The organism is Paenibacillus chibensis (assembly GCF_004001045.1).
GTDB lineage: Bacteria > Bacillota > Bacilli > Paenibacillales > Paenibacillaceae > Paenibacillus_AQ > Paenibacillus_AQ chibensis.
In genome coordinates this window covers 26,597-44,045 of sequence record NZ_BIMK01000007.1, presented here as the reverse complement: position 1 = coordinate 44,045, position 17,449 = coordinate 26,597, and the positions used below count along the sequence as shown (strand labels likewise).

The 17,449-nt window shown below is 50.4% G+C and carries 22 protein-coding genes; 19 read left to right on the top strand and 3 right to left on the bottom strand.

The window, feature by feature from the left end; translation table 11 throughout:
- The first annotated feature begins 332 nt into the window (after positions 1-332).
- The 12 genes from thyX (at position 333) to PCH05_RS06710 (ending at position 7,781) form a co-directional block, all read left to right on the top strand.
- Positions 333-998, top strand: coding sequence for an FAD-dependent thymidylate synthase (thyX, locus tag PCH05_RS06760; protein ID WP_371860527.1), 666 nt, complete (start codon positions 333-335; stop codon positions 996-998).
- 1 nt (position 999) lies between these two features.
- Positions 1,000-1,344, top strand: a complete 345-nt coding sequence (locus PCH05_RS06755) for a hypothetical protein (protein ID WP_127601611.1) — start codon at positions 1,000-1,002, stop codon at positions 1,342-1,344.
- A complete protein-coding gene (locus PCH05_RS27210; protein WP_164766568.1) occupies positions 1,345-1,488 on the top strand; it encodes a hypothetical protein in 144 nt (47 codons plus the stop codon).
- On the top strand, positions 1,488-1,724 hold the full coding sequence (locus PCH05_RS06750) for a hypothetical protein (RefSeq protein WP_127601610.1): 237 nt from the start codon (positions 1,488-1,490) through the stop codon (positions 1,722-1,724). The genes PCH05_RS27210 and PCH05_RS06750 overlap by 1 nt, the downstream gene beginning before the upstream one ends.
- 86 nt (positions 1,725-1,810) lie before the next feature.
- The gene (locus tag PCH05_RS06745) at positions 1,811-2,284 is read left to right on the top strand and encodes a 3D domain-containing protein (RefSeq protein WP_164766567.1); all 474 of its coding nucleotides are present in this window, start codon (positions 1,811-1,813) and stop codon (positions 2,282-2,284) included.
- 12 nt (positions 2,285-2,296) lie between these two features.
- A complete protein-coding gene (locus PCH05_RS06740; RefSeq protein WP_127601608.1) occupies positions 2,297-3,619 on the top strand; it encodes a hypothetical protein in 1,323 nt (440 codons plus the stop codon).
- On the top strand, positions 3,619-4,164 hold the full coding sequence (locus tag PCH05_RS06735; protein WP_127601607.1) for a deoxynucleotide monophosphate kinase family protein: 546 nt from the start codon (positions 3,619-3,621) through the stop codon (positions 4,162-4,164). Before PCH05_RS06740 ends, PCH05_RS06735 begins: the two co-directional genes overlap by 1 nt.
- Positions 4,161-4,343 carry a hypothetical protein gene (locus PCH05_RS06730; protein ID WP_127601606.1) on the top strand — a complete coding sequence of 61 codons (183 nt, stop codon included), beginning with the start codon at positions 4,161-4,163 and terminating at the stop codon, positions 4,341-4,343. The genes PCH05_RS06735 and PCH05_RS06730 overlap by 4 nt, the downstream gene beginning before the upstream one ends.
- A complete protein-coding gene (gene dcm, locus PCH05_RS06725) occupies positions 4,344-5,687 on the top strand; it encodes a DNA (cytosine-5-)-methyltransferase (RefSeq protein WP_127601605.1) in 1,344 nt (447 codons plus the stop codon).
- Complete coding sequence (locus PCH05_RS06720; protein ID WP_127601604.1) at positions 5,687-6,847, top strand: phosphoadenosine phosphosulfate reductase family protein; 1,161 nt, start codon at positions 5,687-5,689, stop codon at positions 6,845-6,847. Before dcm ends, PCH05_RS06720 begins: the two co-directional genes overlap by 1 nt.
- Complete coding sequence (locus PCH05_RS06715; RefSeq protein WP_127601603.1) at positions 6,848-7,246, top strand: RNA polymerase subunit sigma; 399 nt, start codon at positions 6,848-6,850, stop codon at positions 7,244-7,246.
- A 1-nt stretch (position 7,247) separates the two neighbouring features.
- Complete coding sequence (locus tag PCH05_RS06710) at positions 7,248-7,781, top strand: hypothetical protein (protein WP_127601602.1); 534 nt, start codon at positions 7,248-7,250, stop codon at positions 7,779-7,781.
- A gap of 50 nt (positions 7,782-7,831) precedes the next feature.
- On the opposite strand, the gene PCH05_RS06705 is transcribed toward PCH05_RS06710, so the two are convergent.
- Positions 7,832-8,260 (bottom strand): type II toxin-antitoxin system HicB family antitoxin, encoded by a 429-nt coding sequence (locus PCH05_RS06705; RefSeq protein WP_218030513.1) that lies wholly within the window; start codon positions 8,258-8,260, stop codon positions 7,832-7,834.
- A gap of 29 nt (positions 8,261-8,289) precedes the next feature.
- On the bottom strand, positions 8,290-8,481 hold the full coding sequence (locus PCH05_RS06700; protein ID WP_127601601.1) for a type II toxin-antitoxin system HicA family toxin: 192 nt from the start codon (positions 8,479-8,481) through the stop codon (positions 8,290-8,292).
- Positions 8,482-9,206: 725 nt separating this feature from the next.
- Between PCH05_RS06700 and PCH05_RS06695 the strand changes: the two genes are divergently transcribed.
- The 3 genes from PCH05_RS06695 to PCH05_RS28000 all read left to right on the top strand — a co-directional run bounded on the left by PCH05_RS06695 (position 9,207) and on the right by PCH05_RS28000 (position 11,079).
- Positions 9,207-9,734: a YfiT family bacillithiol transferase gene (locus PCH05_RS06695; protein ID WP_307719513.1), complete on the top strand. Its 528-nt coding sequence runs from the start codon at positions 9,207-9,209 to the stop codon at positions 9,732-9,734.
- Between the two features lie 359 nt (positions 9,735-10,093).
- Positions 10,094-10,552, top strand: coding sequence for a hypothetical protein (locus PCH05_RS06690; RefSeq protein ID WP_174806236.1), 459 nt, complete (start codon positions 10,094-10,096; stop codon positions 10,550-10,552).
- Positions 10,553-10,581: 29 nt separating this feature from the next.
- Entirely contained in the window at positions 10,582-11,079 is a 498-nt protein-coding gene (locus PCH05_RS28000; protein ID WP_307719512.1) for a hypothetical protein, read from the top strand.
- A gap of 37 nt (positions 11,080-11,116) precedes the next feature.
- Here PCH05_RS28000 and PCH05_RS06680 read toward each other — a convergent pair whose 3' ends face one another.
- Entirely contained in the window at positions 11,117-11,575 is a 459-nt protein-coding gene (locus tag PCH05_RS06680) for a DUF2628 domain-containing protein (protein ID WP_164766566.1), read from the bottom strand.
- A gap of 179 nt (positions 11,576-11,754) precedes the next feature.
- Between PCH05_RS06680 and PCH05_RS06675 the strand changes: the two genes are divergently transcribed.
- The 4 genes from PCH05_RS06675 (at position 11,755) to PCH05_RS06660 (ending at position 17,422) form a co-directional block, all read left to right on the top strand.
- Positions 11,755-12,582, top strand: a complete 828-nt coding sequence (locus PCH05_RS06675) for a hypothetical protein (protein ID WP_127601599.1) — start codon at positions 11,755-11,757, stop codon at positions 12,580-12,582.
- Positions 12,583-13,732: 1,150 nt separating this feature from the next.
- Positions 13,733-14,176, top strand: coding sequence for a phBC6A51 family helix-turn-helix protein (locus PCH05_RS06670; RefSeq protein WP_127601598.1), 444 nt, complete (start codon positions 13,733-13,735; stop codon positions 14,174-14,176).
- Positions 14,177-14,194: 18 nt separating this feature from the next.
- The gene (gene terL / locus PCH05_RS06665; RefSeq protein ID WP_127601597.1) at positions 14,195-15,898 is read left to right on the top strand and encodes a phage terminase large subunit; all 1,704 of its coding nucleotides are present in this window, start codon (positions 14,195-14,197) and stop codon (positions 15,896-15,898) included.
- 21 nt (positions 15,899-15,919) lie between these two features.
- Positions 15,920-17,422: a phage portal protein gene (locus PCH05_RS06660; RefSeq protein WP_127601596.1), complete on the top strand. Its 1,503-nt coding sequence runs from the start codon at positions 15,920-15,922 to the stop codon at positions 17,420-17,422.
- Positions 17,423-17,449: the final 27 nt, after the last annotated feature.

The following is a 17,449-nucleotide window of genomic DNA, read 5'->3' as shown; positions in this document are numbered from 1 at the left end:
CGAGCATCCGTGGCAAATTCTTAGTTCGCACGTCCATCATCTCCATTTCTCGCACACGCTACCCCACCCGATTAATGCAACCCACGAGAATGGATTAAGTGACCTTTTCACCCAACTGTCTAGCAGTCAGCTGGTGCGGGGTAAATGGAAACCCGTCATCTACGTGTTACTCCGAAGAGCCTTAAAACAAACGCAGAATCCTATTCGCTCGCCGAATGCCCGTAAGGAAGATTATACCACGTTGAATTTATATTTGGATAGGGAAGAGAGTGATTAATTTGAACGAACGAATAGACGTACTCGATAGCGGATATGTCCGCCTGGTCGACGTAATGGGTTCCGACCTGACCGTCGCAAACGCAGCTCGCGTTTCCTACGCAAAGGAATCCGCCGAGCTTTCCGAACGCGACATCCGCCTCATCAAATTCCTCGCGAAAGAAGGTCATACGTCGCCATTCCGCCATGCGATCGCCCAATTCGAAATCTACGCGCCGTTAATGGTCGCGCGCCAATGGTGGAAGTACATCGTAGGCTCTGCGCATCAAGAAGGAACCGGCGACAGCCTTGACGCCTGGAACGAATCGAGCCGCCGCTATGTGACGGAGGAGCCGACGTTCTATATCCCGCAGGCCGACGAATGGCGGAGCGCACCGGAGAACTCGAAGCAAGGCAGCGGCGATCCTATCGAAACAGAGCGCGGAAAGTACTTCAATTACAATCTGAGAAAGTATATTCAACAAGGAGAGCACCTCTACGACTTAGCTTTAGAATCTGGAATCTGCGCCGAACAAGCCCGCCTGTTCCTTCCGGCATACGGAATGTACGTCCGCTGGTATTGGACGGCAAGCCTGCAGAGTGTCGCGCATTTCCTGGCGCAGCGACTCGAACATGACGCGCAGGTTGAAATCCAAGCGTATGCCAAAGCGATCTTGACGCTGATTGAGCCGCGGTTCCCCGTTGCGATCGGCGAATTGATTCCGAAAAAGGAGGACGAATAACGTGACCATAAAAGTATCGCTACATTTCGAAAACTGCGAGTCACTCGACATCGCACCAGAGGACGTCGCGTTCTTGCACATGTCCGGCATTACCGACACACTGACGTACAGTCCGCGATACCGGAACGCGTACAAAGTGGTATCACTCGTAAGACTTGGCGTAAAGTACCGACCGGAGTACAGCCGCATTATGCGCCATAACGATGTCGTGTGTGTGGATATTGATGGCGTTACGTACTATGTCAAATGGCACGAAGATGGCGAGTATAACAACCGGTACCAGAAATCGAAGATCGAGCCGTGCAGCGGAGACATTAGCGTTGTCATAATGAAGGAGGACGAATAAATGCGAGCACTACTCGTATTAATATCCGGAGCCATCGCGGCATCGTTAGCGTACTACGTATTCGACGGGACGCAAATTGACGTGTACATTGCGTACCTTATCGGATGTGTACTCGGTCACCAATCCGTAAAGGAGGACGCATAATGGCCAAAATCATCCCGTTCCCTTGCGTCCAAAATGAAATCGCCGCAGCATTCGAAGACCTGGCGGAACAAGCGCGTGCCGGCCGCATTACTGGCGTCATGTTCGCGACGTACGGACCGGACAACGTTATCATGACCGGTTGGCATAACGTAGATATGGCGGAGCGCGCCGTGATGTTATCGCATATGCAATTCGATTTGATCGATGCGCATATCCGCGAAAATTATGACGAATAGGAGGCGATCCAATCCGACAACTAATCGGAGCCATCATCGCGTTAACTATCGCACTAAACGTAATCAACGAAAGTGTACCGCAAGGTGTGCCGCCAAACTACGAGAAAGAAGCGCCAACTTCTAACGCAGTCGAGGCGCCAGTTAAAACGGAATCATCCGATGAAACAGGGAGCTCCGGTGAAACAGGCAATCACCGAACCTCCTCGGACAATCACCGGAAATCTCCTCCGCAAGAATGGCGTACATTCGAGGCGACGGCGTATGTCGCGCTATGCGATACGGGATGCAGCGGCTTCACTTTTACGGAAATCGACGTAAGGCACACGCGTTATTATCACGGACGCGTGGTCGTTGCAGTCGATCCGGCAGTGATTCCGCTGGGCACATCGCTAACAATCCGCCTGGCTGACGGAAGTGAAATCGAAGCGATCGCGGAAGATACTGGCGGCGCCATTAAGGGCCGCAAGATTGACGTGCTGATGGCGAATGAGGCTGACGCATGGGATTTCGGAAGGCAGACGGTAAGCGTGAAAATATCAAAGGCCGCGGAGGCCGAATAGGGAGCGGATTATATGAGCGAAAACATTACGTTGTTAAAGGACGAATCACTCGGCGGTGTCATGCGTGAGTATCGCGAGGTTAAGCGGAAGGCGAGCGTGGGAGAACGTGTGAAGATGACGAAAAGCGGCATAAAACTAAAGGCCGGGGAAGTCTATACCGTTCCGAAAGTCGCGGAAATTCACGAAAATGGCATAGGCTTCTTGCATGACGGGTGGGGAACCGGACCAGCAGGCGAGTACGTAGCCCTCGAACCCACGGAAATTCTCGTCATCGACGGCGCCAGATATCGCATGGTCGATCGGAAGGCTGCGGTGGGGGAGCGCGTGATTATCGCATCGACGGCGACCGGTTCCGGTAGTGGTGGTGGAGAATTTTTTCGAGTTGGTGACATCGCGACTTCGTTAGGCGGCGAGGATTGGTTCGACTTTAACGTGAATAAAATCGTTAACGGTGACGGGAAGTGGTCGGTTGCAGAATTCGCTTACCGCGTACTCGAACCGGTCAGAGGCGCATATGAAACCGCACCGGAACTCTCCGCACGCCCAACGCTCCTGTCGTCGCGACCTGCGCCTGAACAAGCCGCGGAGAACATCGCCGCATTGGCTGCGCGAGTGTCCGGATTGGAGGCGCAAGTTAACGAGATGGCTGCGCAGGTGCAAGCGGTAATCGAGGCCGGTAATCCTGCGGAGTTGTCGTTTAGCGAAGATGACGTGGAGGCTGCGAGTAAAGTCGTAACCGCGCCGAAGTCTCCGCAGCAGATCCGCGACGAAATCGTTGAGCGTGCGAAGGCTGACGTTAAGGCACTGAGTAAAACGCACTGGTGCGGAAACGGAGACGTCGTATATGCGAGAGGCATTGCGCTTTACTCTGCGGAGTTCGTCGTAAATCGAGACAAACGTACGGTGGCATGCGTGTTGCGTCTGTACGGAACTAAGATAGTAAGCTATCGCGGAATAGCCAAGTGCGCACCAAACGACGTATTCAACGCTCACCTCGGCAAATCTATCGCGCTGCACCGTGCGCTTGGCCTAGAAGTGCCCGCGGAATATCTGAGCGTGCCGAATCCGGAGGAGGTTCGCGTGGGTGACGTTGTTGAAATCCTCGGTAATTTTACGGAGGGGATATGCCACTACTACGACTTAGGCGACATTGGCAAAGTGATTCGCGCTGAAGACGGCGAAGTGAGGGTCCGGGGCGTAGATACCAAAGACATGCGGCGCAGTAAAAGTGGATACTGCCAGATTGTGAGTACCCCGGACGTACACATCATAGACGACTCGCGTATGAGCGAATCTGAAGACCACGCTGCAGCACGGAAGGAGGTGGCCGCCTGATGCCGGCGCTACCTAACATAGGACTCATTTCGAAGCTTCGCGCAGGCAAGGATACAATCGCTGAGTATCTCGAAGACGAGTACGGATTCTTGCGCTACGCCTTCGGAGACGGATTGCGCGATATCTGTGGCCGACTATACCCGGAACAATTCGCAGGAGGCGCCAAGCCACGCGCACTCCTGCAGTCTTTCGGAGAATATGCGCGGACTCACGATCCCAACGTTTGGGTAAACGATATGTTCCGGCGCATCTCACACAACGAGTACACGCGCTATCAACCGATCGTAGTCAGCGACGTAAGGCAGCCGCAGGAATACACCGCACTCCAATCCGCCGGCTACGTACTCATCCGCGTCACAGCACCGGACGCCGTACGCATCGATCGCGCCATTAAATCCGGCGACAAATTCAGTTACGCGGACCTCATGCACAGAACGGAAACGGCGCTCGACGATTACCCGGCGGACATTACCGTAGACAACGGCGGCACCCTGGACGAGTTGTACGCGCAGATTGACGAGATTGTGGCGTACCTGAACCTATGAGGATCGACGAAATCTACGACAAGCTTATCGCCGAGGCCGTAGAGCGCGCATATGCCGCCGGGTACAAACGCGGCTATGCGATCGGCCATCGTGACGCTACGGTCGAGGCTCTCTGTCGCGTCGGACTTTCGAAAGGGAACGCGGTGAATAACGAAAATAAAGCGAGAGGAGGAAGTTAATTGACGCTTAGATATATCGAATTGTTCGCAGGTATTGGCGGATTCAGGTCTGCGTTGGATGCGCTAGGCGGCGTATGTGTATTCGCGTCTGAAATTGATAAATACGCAAGTCAGGCGTACCAGGCGCTTTATAACGGGGCGGCGGAGCTTCACGGAGACATTACGAAGATTGATGCGCAGGATATACCGGATCATGACGTGTTGGTTGGCGGATTTCCGTGCCAGGCGTTCTCGGTCGCTGGACAGCGCAAAGGATTCGAAGAGGCGCGAGGTACGTTATTCTTCGAGATTGCGCGTATAGCCAAGACGAAACGGCCGCGTTTGATGCTACTTGAGAACGTTAAAGGGTTACTCTCCCACGATGGTGGTAAGACGTTCGAAACGATGTGCGCAGTCCTAAACGATATCGGCTACGCGATTGATTTCCGTATCGTCAATTCGAAGCATTACGGCGTACCACAGAATCGGGAACGGATATTCGTTGTATGCGATAGGGACGCGGAACACGAGGATTGGAACGTGAGTGGGAACGATGTAGGCGCAAAGGCTAAACGCAGGGCGCAAGCGCTGGGTGTGCGGACGTTTAACTTCGATTGGCCGGAGAATAACGAAGTGACTGCGCGATTAAGAGACGTGTTAGAGGCGCAAGTTGGCGAGAAATATTATCTGAGCGAGGAAAAGACGGCGAAACTGATTGCGCAGCTCGAAGAACGTGGACAGATCGCCGAGTCAGATGACTGCGGAATGGTCGGTTACGTTGATGGAATTAACGGCCATGACATTTGTAGGCGCGTTTCTACGCCGACAGGCGTTGCGCCGACAATCCCGACTGGATCGAGCGGCAACACAACGCCTAAGATTGCGGAACCTTATACGGTATTTCAAAAGACTACAAGTTGGACGACGACGGTCAAATACGACGAAACTGGAACGCTGCAGGCCGCCAGACTCGATAAAGTTCCGCAGGTTGTTACGGAGGAAGTCCGCGCTGTCCTTACGCCAGAACGCCCGGAGAAGCGCCAGAACGGTCGTCGATTTAAAGAAGACGGTGAGGAATCGTTTACCCTAACCGCGCAGGACAAGCACGGAGTCGCAATCGGCCGATACCCTCGCTACCGCATCCGTAAGCTAACTCCGCGTGAGTGCTGGCGCCTTCAGGGCTTTACCGATGCGCAACATGACGCAGTAGCAGCCGCAGGAGTTAGCGACAGTCAGCGTTATAAACAGGCGGGAAATGCTGTTACGGTTAACGTCATCCATGCGTTAGGCGAACGATTAATCCCAAGATTAGCGGAGTTGAGCGAAACAGGCAATCGCTTGACTCCCGAAAAGGAGGCGGCTTGATGGAAGAATACGCTATGTTAACGACGCAAAAGACGCGTTTGGTAAAGGACACGATTGTAGCTGCCGAAGACTGGCACAAAACGGCCGCTCTCGATGAGAAAGAGGCGCGGTCGCTCGATCTTGTCCGTACTGTTCTCCGCAAAGGAATCGCGGAATACGGAGATGCGCTGAAGGTAGTCGTATCGTGCTCGTTCGGGATCGATTCAATTATCACGCTTCATCTCGTCCGGACCGTGGCGGCCGAACTCGGCATCTCGTTCGACACCGTCTGGAATAACACACTTAACGAATACCCGCAGACACGCCAATATGCGAAGAAGATGACGCAGGAGTGGGCGCTTAGCCTCATTGAAGCCCGTCCGGAAACAACGCTCAAGAAAATATATGAGGAAAACGGCGTCGACACGTTGTTTAAGCGCAAAGGCGATCGCAGAGGCGAAAAGGGAGCGAAGGAGCCCGTCGTTGAGAAATGCTGCGGCGCGCTCAAGCATAAGCCGATGCAGAAGGCGATTAAGGAAAACGGATGGCACATCATGTTTAACGGCGTGCGGTCAGGCGAATCACGCCAACGCTGGATGGCCGGACGCCGCGACGGAGACTTCTTTTACTCCTCGCATACGTGGAAAACGTGGGTGTGCCGCCCGATTCAATGGTGGACGGCGCTAACCGACTCGTTCAACTACGGAAACAACTGGCAAGAGGACGTATGGGAATACGTACGTAAGCACGCCATTCCATACAGCGAAATTTACGACATGAACGCGGTGATTGACGACAGATACGAGGGGCCGACTGCGATCGTAGACCGCGTAACGGCCGAGCGTTTGGTTGCCGAAGGATACAACGTATTCATGCCGCGGACCGGCTGCCAGGCGTGCCCAATACCGATTAAACGCGGATACTTGCGCTACCTTCGCGAAGTGTTTCCGAAAACATATCGGTCGATGCTGTTCCAATTCGGCTTTGCGAAGGCACTCATCGCGGAAATGCCGGAGGAGCAGCGCGCAGAGTTAATGGACGAGCTCAGCAGCTTCGGAATCATATCGGAAAAGACGGAAGAGGCCGTGCTTGAGCGCTTGGAAGAGATTATCGAGTGGAAGCCGTGCGTATTCGATGGTGTCGGCGTAGATAAACGGAAGAAACCGAAGGAGGCCGCATAAATGGGCGCAGTCAAAGTGGATACGCAGAAACAGGCGCGAGCCTACGAAGTTAAATATTGTCTCAACGATTCGGCCGGCGTCAAGGCGCTACTCCGCGATCGCCACCGCATCGCCGAGCGCAGATATTCCGGGGATACCGCGGCATGCGACATCATTATCGACCTGCACAGCGCAATCGAGTCGGCCGGCCTTACGGAACGCCAGGCGGAAGCAATCGCGTGGGTTTACGGACGGGATCTGACGCAGAAGGTGGCGGCTGGCATTATGGGCGTCGCTCAGCAGAACGTGGCGGCAGCGATTGATCGGGCGGCAGAAGCGATTGCCAGCGTATACGCACGGTGGGAGTACGGGGAAATCACGGTCGAATATACGGAAGACAACGAAATGGAGGCTGCGTAATTTGAACGATTATAAAGCAGAATTTATCACGCAAGTGGACGAGTTAATCGCGGCCAATATTGAAGACAGAACGGAGCGTATGGCGGCCGTGAAGGCGCTGACCGACCGATATATCGATGCGCATGGGACGACGCCCGATGCCGCGCAGCTTGAGCGTCTGACCGATTATATATTGCGCGAGGAGTTGACGGATTCACGTCCGGACAAAATGACGCTTGAGGAATATCCGATTATGAGCGAGCGGCAAGAGGAACGGCGCCGGGACAATGAATATTCGCTCGATCTTGCGGAATCGTACGACCTGGACGGCGTTAACCGCGCTAAGCCAGAGCGCCGCCATAGGACAGCGCGTGAGCACCGATTCGTCGATAAGTTGGCGCAGACAAAGAATCGGAGAAGGAAGGCGCAGTATAAACGTGATACTTCGCCGGGACCGGTTGAGTCGTATAACTTACGGGATACGGGCGGAGCGCTTGCGGATGAGTTCGTAAATTCTCTCGAGATTGGTTACGCAGCTGTACCGGAATATTACTGATAAGAAAAACGCCCACCAGCGGATATTCTCCGTTTAGTGGGCGTTTTCTGTTAACATTTATTGCGATCCGTAACGCCAAGATACGTTTTTAAAGCGTCCTGCAGCACGTGGGAGTAATTCACTTTATGTTCCGCGGCCAAGTCGTCGAGCCACTTCGGAATGGTCAGAGTCTTTTTCACCGCGCGATCGGCCATCTTATCGCGGAATGGCGGCATCCATACGTCGATTAATACAACGGTCTGGTTCGGTTCAACCGCGACATCAGGCACGCGCGTAGGCTCCGGGATATCATCGCCGTCTTCTTCCATTCCGTAGAGGTGTAGCGCTAGACAGTCCTTCGCCATGTATAACGCTTCTTCGTCGGAGTTGCCACTTGTCAACGCTCCGGAAAGATCGGGAAACTCAACGGAGATGCCGTCGTCTGCGTAATCGAATACTGCGGGGAAGACGTATCGGTCCTTCGTAATCTTGATACTCATCTATTAATTAACCTCCTTTGCAGAGGGGCTTATTTCAGCCCCGCCTGCTTGAGAATACTTACTATGGTTTTCTTAGGTAAATCTTTGTTGGGGTGAGGGATTGTAACTTTGCCGGGCTTAGTTGGGTGTTTGTATTGGTAGTGGTCGCCTGTTGCTCTTATGTAGTACCAACCGTCGGCTTCTATTAACTTAATTATTTCCCTCGAAGAGTAACCTTTCATCGCATCACCATCCTTATGTATTTATAATAACACGTATTTAAATACGTGTCAAGGAATTTGCACGTGTATTTGTACGTGTTTACTACCAACACTTACCGCCTCATTTAACGTTCACTCAACGCTATAATTAGCGTAGAGGTGTTTACGATGTTTATTAGTCCGATGTTACTCGAAACCGCGGCTGGTCCGTTCTCAGATCCGCGCCATATCTACGAACTGCAGGTATCTCTATAAATCAACGTGTACATTATTAAAAACACAATCCCAATCCTTTTGTACCATGCATAATTAGCATAAATTAAATTTGCACATAAATATCATACTGTACAAAATATCCGGAGTGAGCAGCTATTTTGTACAGTTTTTTAAAATTCATTGGACTAAGTAGACCCAAGCCACAACATGCGAGTTAAAGCCTCCAAATTTTTCTGTTCAACGAGAGTTATGTGTTAATTAAATTGTTCAGTGAAAATATAGTATTAGACTTAACATTATCAAGACTTTGGTTGAGAGAAATTAATAAGATAAAGGACTCTACATAATTAAACACAACTAATTTATAGATTTCTTTTATTTTCCGGACTTAGGAAAAAAGCATTTATCGAGGATCGATCGTTACGCTAACAGGCAGCTTTCTTCAACCTATGATGTTAAAATACAGGTAAAGATTCTGCATTAGGAACTGTAGATCTTTTGTTTATAATAGGACGAATGGAGGGAAAGATATGATGGATACATTGCGTTATCCGATTGGCTCGTTCACAGCGGTGAAGGAACCTACCGAAGAGCAACGTAAACAATTCATTGAATCAATAGTTGGGCTGACTGATAAACTTCGCAAAGCGGTTGAGGGTTTGGGGTTAGAACAACTGAATACGCCTTACCGTCAAGGAGGATGGACTCTGCAACAAGTAATACATCATTTAGCCGATGCAGAGATGAATGCCTATATTCGTTTTAAACGTGGTTTAACCGAGGAACATCCTATTGCTGGAACATTTCGGGAAGAATTGTTGGCAGAGTTGGACGATTATAAGGATACACCTATCGAAACATCTATTTTGCTTTTGGAAGCCCTTCATAGCAGGTTTGTCATACTATTAAACCGATTAAAGCCTTCGGAATTTAAAAGAGTGGTTAGGAGTCCAACATACGGTGATATGACCTTAAATGAAGCTGTACAAAGGTTTTCCTGGCATGCAGAACATCATATAGCCCAAATAACTTCATTACGGGATCGAATGGGGTGGTAAATTGTTTTGATAAATCGGTATTGAAAAGTCTCATTACAAACCTAACTTATTGATGTTAAAGATGATGTATAAGTGGACACGGGATTTTGAACATTATAGAAGTCGTTTTGAAGCTAAGTTAGAATTATACAATGAGAAAGTGATTAGATTAAGGGATTGTAACAGCCTGTTCCGTAAACGAGTGAAGACTTAGTTAAGGAATACAATAACGCAGAAAACACATAATAAGGCCGCCGCGGTATCAATCGTGCGGCCTTATTATGTATCGGGCAGTTTACGTAATTACGGATGTATATTTTTCTAAGATTAATCCCAAAAGATGGACAACCCGTAGTAAAATATTAGGTAGGGGTTTTTAAATGGGGGAATACATGCGAATGGTCAAAGAAGAGTTTCTGGAGAACGTAAAGTTACTGATGCAAATGCATTCTGAGGGACATCTTGGTGGTGAAGTTATGCCTGAGGATGTTCTTTTGGGTGTTGTTCCCGAGGAAGAATTAATGAACGTGCTGACTCTTGGAATGTCTTTAAATTATCAAAGAAATTCATATGCATTATGGCAGTCGGTTGCACAAGCTTATATCGATGATAGTTCACGGTGGGTTTTTAATCCGCAAGTTGTATCTGAAATAAACTTAGATGAATTGCGTAATGTGTTGATTCATCACCGTGTTGCTTTACAACCTAATCGTCATCCTGAAATTTGGAAACGTGTCTCTAAAGGAATCGTTCAATCTTCTTCTAAAGGCGACGTCTTTGGATTGATTGAATCTGTACAATCAGATATTTCCACTTTAAAACTGATTTTCGTGTTATAAGCGATGTTCATCCTACATATTCGAACAGATTGGAAGTAAATATTGATGGGAAAAGTGAAGAATTCTCTCAAATTGCTAGTACTACAAAAAATAGAACGTTAGTTTACGAAAAAACAGGTTTGGCGGACACACTACACCGTGTTGAAATAAGAAAAATCGCTAAAGGAGATTATGCTGTTGATCTTGTTATTGATGCTATTGACATAATTGGAGATATATTTCCTCCAAACACGGTAATTCCAGAACCTACGCCAAATCCGGACCCTGTTCCAACGCCAGAGCCGTCCGGCGATCGCGCCATCCTTACGGTTACAATGACGACCGGCCTCGAAAAGGAATACGATTTATCCATGGCGGAGGTTAACGCGTTTATCAATTGGTATGACGCGAAGGATGCCGGTACAGGCCCGTCTAAATACGCGATCGATAAACACGAGAATAACAAGGGGCCGTTCAGCAAGCGGACCGACTACGTGATATTCAGTAATATCCTTACGTTTGAGGTTAGCGAATACTCTACGAAATAATACGAAAGACCCGCCCACGGGTCTTTTTTGTATTTGTTTAAAAATTGCCATATGTAGTGATGAGCGCAATAATGGCGATTGCTCCCGCAACATACGCAGCTCCGAGATTCGTTCCACCTGACCGAACGATGCGTTCTTTCTGCAGTACCGGATCTGCATACATACTTGTTACTTTTGCTACGACTCGTTCAGCATGGTAGTAATAAATTTTGTTAGCCATAAATCCGAAGATAAAACTAATTCCTAATCCAAGGCAGTAAGAATATGTGGCTGACATTAATCCGCCGAGCAGCTCAATAATTAAGCCGCCTATAACTACATATAATGCCGCAAAGAAATACATTTTCCTGTAAGCTAGCCAGATGTAAGAGAAAAGAAATGCGCCAAAATTCCATCTGATAGGTTTCTCCCACGCTTCGTCATAGTACCCATTTCCGGCAAAGTCAAATAGCTTTTCTTTTGAAACAGATTGCGTCTGGTACGCTGGCTCGATCATATTTCGCCCTCCGTGATATATTGGCATTACATCCTAAATATTACCATATTTATTTTGTATGGTAATCATGTATTTTTGCTCGCTAGTTGGCTACGGATTATGAAGCCGCTGGATTCACGCATGTTCCGGGCACACTCCGGACAATCCCGAGCTATCTTATTTAGCGGAGGGGGTACGGTTTGGCCGAATATAAATCGCTAATTGACCCGGTAACGGGCGAGATACACGAGCGAGCTGCTGTCCTAGCGGAAGGCGACCGCATTACATCCGAGCGCCAGCGCGAAGAGTATCGCCGCATCCAGGCGCAGGCTAACGGACGCGCTCCGGAATTTACCGTCACGCAAATGCAAAATATCGACGAAGTTATCGAAAGGGTGTCCGATAAACATTGCGGATACCTTCTTTATTTGCAGTGCTTCGTTAAGTACGACGCGATCCTTTCCAATCCGGACAAAACCGCAATGAGCCGCGAAGACATGATGCGCACGCTCAAGGTGAGCCGATCGACCGTTTACGAGTTTCTGGCGGAGATGACGGCAGCCGGCGTTATGTTCGAGGATGGCGACCGCTATAAGCTTAATCCGCGATATCATTTTCAGGGGCGAACGGATAACTCGGCGGTTGTGAAGACGTTCGTTGCGAAGGTAAAAGCGTTATATTCCGAAGTGAAGGCGCGCGATCTCGGGTTCGTGTATAAGCTGCTGCGCTATATTCATCTCGAAACGAATACGATCTGCGCGAATCCTTACGAACGTGACGTAGAGAATACGCTACCGCTCACGAAAGAGGATATCGCACAAGCAACGGGCATGACCGAAAAGTCCGTGTATACGAAGCTGCGCAATCTCAAATTCGGCGATCAATACGTATTCGCCGAGGTAATATACGGGACTTCGCGCTATTACAAGATTAATCCGTTTGTATTTTACCGCAAAAGCGGAGTGCCTGACGCGACATTGCGTGAGATGTTTTCCATCCGAAATAACTTCGCGAAGAGGACTGCGTAAATCCTTATCGGTAAATTTCCGGACAAAATCGGCCTCTTATCGGTAAATTTTCGGACAGTAAAAACGGGGCTTGCGCCTTAGAGCGGCGTGGGTTTCAGCGTTTTGAGGGGTCGAATTTATTCTTAGTCTTTGTTGCGCTATTCAGCGGGGGAAAGATAACCGGTCTAAACGGCGAGACCGGACACTGCGGCCGAAAGGCTTGGCCTTGTGTTATTCATAATCATTGGCGCTAATGTCTTTCATATAGAGCTTTAGCGAGTCAAAATATATGGTCCTGGGACGGTGGAGCCGGACCAGTGAGGCGAAGCCGAAAGCTTTTGTATGTAGGATTCATGAAGCATATTCTTCGAAGTATCTCATGTAGTACAAACCCCAATAACTACGTTACCACGCGTAAAGGTTGCGGAAAGCAACCGCACACTACCGGATTATAGGACGGAGGGATTGCGTTATGTTGGCGCTGATTATTATATCCGCGTAGTTATTAATCGGACTTTTCTTCCGTCCTTATTCGCACAACTTCACGCTAATAGAAGGCGTAATACTGCACGCTCTATGGTTGCCTGCGTTATTACTCGCAGCTGAGCGTAACCAGCGCAGTTTATCAGGTCGTGAGCGTCGTTTTTGTAACAGCGTAAAAATACCGCAGCTTTTGCGCCTATATAGTAGAAGCGAAGATTTAGCGTAGGGTATCGCGTGGTTACGATACCTGCCGACGCGCCCCGAGCGGACAGCCTTCGAAAACTCACGGGGTCCAGCGCCTATTTTCACGCATAAACGGTGCATAAACGATGAATATTGCGTGTATATCGGCGAGAGAATGTGAGCGGAAGTCAAAAACCGCATAACGGCGCGGTTTCTACGCTCTAGACATATAGTCAAAACCCATATTTTGTGCATATGTCCGCGCTGTGAAGCGATAAAGTGGAGGCCCCCGGGGGTGGTTACGAAAAGTGAGCGCTACCTGGTGCCCGAACATTTCTCGCAAAATTTTATAACCGAGGGGTTAACGTAGTCGAGTACGCAAGCATATAGCCTACGCCAAATCTGACCGTGGATTTAGGCGTTTTTGTGTTCACGGAGGGTAAACGGCCATCCAACGCAATCAGACGCTAAGTCCACGCTAATTTTACGGAAGGAGGACGCAACCATGTCTGATAAGAAAAAATCCGCGCTTGAAGCACGCTTGGAAGGGCGCCAGATCAAAGCGGCGCTGTTGTGCGTTGAACGCGAGTTCGCACCAGAAGATGAACGCAAGTCATTCGATGAAATTGCGGACGAAGTCGGAGTAAGCCGTATGTCGCTGTTTAGATGGCGTACCGGGAATCGCGCATTTATCGATTACGTAAACCACATCGCGGACGATTTCCTCGCATCGGAACGCGCGCTAGTTTATCGCCAGCTTATGAAGACGATAACCGGTCCGCAGCCGAGCGTTAAGGGCATCGATCTCTACTTCAAGCGGCACGGTCTCATTACGCAGCAGGTCGCGGTCGAATCGAAGGATGCCGGAACTACTCGCACAAACGAAGAGATTGCGCAGGAACTCGAAGAACTGGACGAGCTGCTTGCGGAAGGCGACGGCGAAGAATAACGAAGGAGGTGCGCTTGGATGGCGTTTATCGACGGTGCCTGGCTTGATAAATCCGCGCGAGAAGAGCGCATCAATCTCGTTAGTGAACGCGCCAAGAAACTGCGGGCGTTGATTAAGTCCGGCAAGGCAACGACATATCACGAAGAATCCTTTCGCGCTACGATCGCAGAGCTTAAGCGGATCAAACGCATCGATCGAGCCGAGTACGACTTATTGTACTTCACTTACGAGTATTTCTCGGAGGATCTGAATCCGGGTAATCCCGATAACTTGATACCGGCCGGTCAGCGGTATGAGGACGCGGCGGAGTTTCATCGGACGTTGTGCTCGCTCCTAGACGATATCTCGCGCGGCGGAATCGAATCTAACGTCGGATGGTCGGTGGGACGGCGCCATGCTAAGACAGCGTATTTGTCTAACGCGTATCTTTGCCACCAAGCGGTATATCGGCTGAAACGTTATATCGTCGAGGTTTCGGAGACAACGGACGTGGCCGGCGACTTTATCCAGTGGGCACGTAATCAGCTCGTATTTAACGAGAAGCTACGCGAGGACTTCGGTGTTCTACTTCATCCGCGTAAATCGATGAATGAGACGGACAACAAGTACGAATTTATCACGCTGACCGGAACGAAAGTAGAAGCGAAGGGCATGGGAACGCAGATGCGGGGTCTCCGCCACGGATCGCAGCGGCCGGACTTGTTCTTGCTTGACGATTTGGAATCCGGCGACAATACGAATACAAAAGAACTCCGCGCTAAAAACTTGAATTGGTTCCGGACTGAGATGCTTGAGGCGCTCGGCTTCGGTGGCATTTGCGTATACATGGGAACCATCGTTCATTATGACTCACTGCTCAATCACGTACTGACCAAACGTAAAGACTTCATCTCGCGTAAATTCCCGGCGATACTGAGTTGGTCTGAGCGCGAAGATTTGTGGCAACAATGGCGCGACATTTACAACGCAGACCGAGACGAAGCAAAGGACGAGGCTGATGCTTTCTACACAAAGAACGAGGCGGAAATGCTGCGCGGCACAGAGGTCTTGTGGCCGCAAGCATATACGTACAAGTATTTCATGGAGAAGCGCGAAGCCATCGGAACAAAGGCGTTTAACCAGGAATATCTCGGCAATCCGATCGACGAAGAATCGCAGGTATTTAAGCCGGAGGATTTCGTTTACTACGTCGAGTCAGATATCGACACAAACTCACTCGAAACTTATGCTGGCCTTGATTTCGCGATGGGGAAAGAAAAAGGGGATTATAGCGCAATTATCACCGTTGGCAAGTCCGCAAACGGTATTTGCTATGTCCTGGACGTTTTTCTTGAGCGCGTTCATCCGGACGCTCTGCTTGATACAGCGGTTGAAAAGGCGATGCAGTATCAATACGACGGATTGGCAGTCGAGGCGCAGCAAGCGCAGGAATGGTTCGCGCAGAAGTTGGCGGAGGCCTTACAGAAGCGCGGATACCCGGCGCACACTCGCTTAAAGCAGATCAAGCAGCGTACGCGGAAAAGCCTGCGGATCGAGGCGCTACTGCCGGACATCCAAGCGGGCCGTATCCGATTCAAACGAGAACAGCGCCTACTACTCGAAATGTTCGAACTATACCCGAATCACAATCATGACGACGGCCCGGACGCCTTGCAAATGGCCGTTTCTGCCGCGCTATCATCTTCCGGGTATGTCCGGACAGCGCGAAAACGCACACGATAACCCAATGAAAGGAGGGCGCAAATGTTAGCGAAATACTTAGCTCCGTACGCTACGATTAGCGAAGATTTTTACGAACGTTTGATATTCTCGCCGCTGCAGCAAGCGCTTGGCGCGAGGACGTGGCGCAGAATTGACCGCCAACTACGCGATTACGAGTATTATGCCGGCAAGCAACACGTTAGCCCCGAGACGGGCCAACTCGTAGCTGCGGAAGACATGCCGCGGCCCCCCGGACTCGATTACGACCCGACGCGTTTTCCCACGAACTATTTCAAATCTTTTATCGACAAGAAGGCGCGATGGTTGATGGGCGGCCAGCACGGAATCAACGTTCCGACTCCGCAGGAACCGACGGCGGAACAGGCGAAAATGGCCGCGGACTACGAGTCGCTGCTGTATCAGTTGTGGCGCGAAAACAAGATGCGTACGTCCTTAACGAAAGCCGCGCGTGATTACCTTATCGCTCGGCGCGTCGTATGCAAGATCGTATTTGACGCTAATACCGGTAAGCTGCGTTGGGTATGGCGGCCAGACACCGAATTTGTACCTGTTTACTCCGACGAAGACATGACGCTATTGATCGGCGGCCACTTCGTATCGGAGCGCGAGGAGGGTGGGCGGACGCTCATCCGCAAAGAATCGTTTACGCTCGAAGCCGGTCGGTGCTATTACGAAGACGCCGAGTATACAACGGACCTGCAGCTCTACAACACGGTCACGGAAAAAGCGTCGATGGGCATCGATTTTCTTCCGCTCGTTGTATTCGCAGTGCCGGGACTATCCGGCGAAGAAATGGACACATCGGAAATCGAAGCAATGCGCGCCGTTACCGACCGCCTCAACGCGATGAACGAGGACGCAGCCGACTCGCTTAAATTCGAAATGTTCGCGATGACGGCGCTCCTTAACGTGCCAGCGGGGACAGCGGAGAAAGTGCAGATTGCGCCTGGCGCAGTTATCGAAGTAGCTGGCGGAATGGGCGGAAACGACGCGAAACCGGACGTTAAACGTATTGAGGGAACGTTCTCTTGGTCAGCGGCATTCGACGGACAATACTCGCGATTGAAAGCGGCATTGCACGAAATTACGTCGCTACCTAACGTTGTACCGCAAGAACTCAACTTCGGCGGACTCAATGGCGACGCGCTTCACGTACTATTCCAATCGATTATACAAGAGACCGAAGAACACTGGCTCGAATGGCAGGACGGTCTGCAGGAGCTTCACGAAAAGTCTATCCGTTACCTACAAGCGCGCCTTGATCGCGCTGTTTTTGCGTACGACAAAACGGTTGTACGTTCTATCACCGATTACACAAACGAAATTAAATTTGTTCTTCCGCTACCGGATAACCGCAAGTCTCTCGTTGAATTGTTAACGGAGGAAACAGCAAGCGGATTCGAATCCGTCGCTGGTGCTATGCGCCGATTGGGCGTGGAGAATGTCGCGGCAAAGAAAGCGGAGATATCCGAAGAAATGGCGGCAAACAGAGCCGCAACCGATCCGTATCAATCCGCGGAATAGAACCGCACGACCTACGGCACGTCGTTA

Bases quoted from the DNA above. Each gene is read 5' to 3' on its own strand.
- thyX (WP_371860527.1), top strand. From the start codon at position 333: ATGGGTTCCGACCTGACCGTCGCAAACGCAGCTCGCGTTTCCTACGCA.
- PCH05_RS27210 (WP_164766568.1), top strand. From the start codon at position 1,345: ATGCGAGCACTACTCGTATTAATATCCGGAGCCATCGCGGCATCGTTA.
- PCH05_RS06750 (WP_127601610.1), top strand. From the start codon at position 1,488: ATGGCCAAAATCATCCCGTTCCCTTGCGTCCAAAATGAAATCGCCGCA.
- PCH05_RS06740 (WP_127601608.1), top strand. From the start codon at position 2,297: ATGAGCGAAAACATTACGTTGTTAAAGGACGAATCACTCGGCGGTGTC.
- PCH05_RS06735 (WP_127601607.1), top strand. From the start codon at position 3,619: ATGCCGGCGCTACCTAACATAGGACTCATTTCGAAGCTTCGCGCAGGC.
- PCH05_RS06730 (WP_127601606.1), top strand. From the start codon at position 4,161: ATGAGGATCGACGAAATCTACGACAAGCTTATCGCCGAGGCCGTAGAG.
- PCH05_RS06720 (WP_127601604.1), top strand. From the start codon at position 5,687: ATGGAAGAATACGCTATGTTAACGACGCAAAAGACGCGTTTGGTAAAG.
- PCH05_RS06715 (WP_127601603.1), top strand. From the start codon at position 6,848: ATGGGCGCAGTCAAAGTGGATACGCAGAAACAGGCGCGAGCCTACGAA.
- PCH05_RS06705 (WP_218030513.1), bottom strand. From the start codon at position 8,260: ATGAGTATCAAGATTACGAAGGACCGATACGTCTTCCCCGCAGTATTC.
- PCH05_RS06700 (WP_127601601.1), bottom strand. From the start codon at position 8,481: ATGAAAGGTTACTCTTCGAGGGAAATAATTAAGTTAATAGAAGCCGAC.
- PCH05_RS06695 (WP_307719513.1), top strand. From the start codon at position 9,207: ATGATGGATACATTGCGTTATCCGATTGGCTCGTTCACAGCGGTGAAG.
- PCH05_RS06690 (WP_174806236.1), top strand. From the start codon at position 10,094: ATGGGGGAATACATGCGAATGGTCAAAGAAGAGTTTCTGGAGAACGTA.
- PCH05_RS06680 (WP_164766566.1), bottom strand. From the start codon at position 11,575: ATGATCGAGCCAGCGTACCAGACGCAATCTGTTTCAAAAGAAAAGCTA.
- PCH05_RS06670 (WP_127601598.1), top strand. From the start codon at position 13,733: ATGTCTGATAAGAAAAAATCCGCGCTTGAAGCACGCTTGGAAGGGCGC.
- terL (WP_127601597.1), top strand. From the start codon at position 14,195: ATGGCGTTTATCGACGGTGCCTGGCTTGATAAATCCGCGCGAGAAGAG.
- PCH05_RS06660 (WP_127601596.1), top strand. From the start codon at position 15,920: ATGTTAGCGAAATACTTAGCTCCGTACGCTACGATTAGCGAAGATTTT.